At 41.7% G+C, this 674-nt stretch carries 1 protein-coding gene; it reads right to left on the bottom strand.

The window, feature by feature from the left end; translation table 11 throughout:
* Window positions 1–343 (bottom strand): siderophore ferric iron reductase (locus R7Q46_RS27460; protein ID WP_318078316.1); only part of this gene is annotated, 343 nt, incomplete at its 3' end.
* Between the last annotated feature and the right edge of the window lie 331 nt (window positions 344–674).

Here is a 674-nt window from a genome sequence, read left to right as displayed (position 1 = left end):
CTTGAATATGTTCCTGATCCGCAAAGCGAAATCCTCTTACAAAGCAGGGCTGTAAGTACTGCGCCATATTGCGTAAATTCGGGAGCGATTGAAAACCGTAGATAGAGACAAGCGCAACGTAGATTGGCTGCCAACAGAGCAAATCCCATGTTCTTGTGAGCCAATACGCCCTTCCGGCCTCTGGATACGTTTCAGAAAGTTGACGATACAACTCTTGAACGATGGGATTGATATCATTATCGATATGAATGGCATCCGACTCAATGCGACCAATATCGCCATGTAAATAAGGAGTGATGGTTTGCGATGTTTGAAAGAGTTGCGGGAAGAATGGCTCGGACATGATTGCGTGCGGTTACGGTTTGAGATCTGCCCCCTTTATACTTAACCATGAATCGCAATGCAAACTATTATCTTTTGTATTTGTGCATTTTATATACCGTTGACCGGCGCTCCAAGTCAGTATCCATTTCGTTGCTCAACCACTTGAGTAAAACGACACACTATAAAATTCAACAAATGATTAAATCATCAGCAGGTTTTGAGGTATTTCGATTTAAAAATGCCACAGCATAAAAACACCTTGGTAAAAGGTCTGTAACAGTTCGCTCTGATAGCGTGAGTTATTGCCAATAATTGAATATTGCTGTTTCTTATCCAACGGAATGTGAACA

Source organism: Vibrio sp. 811 (assembly GCF_033339195.1).
The sequence above is the reverse complement of the archived record's forward strand: the minus strand, read 5'-3'. Positions and strand labels throughout refer to the sequence as shown.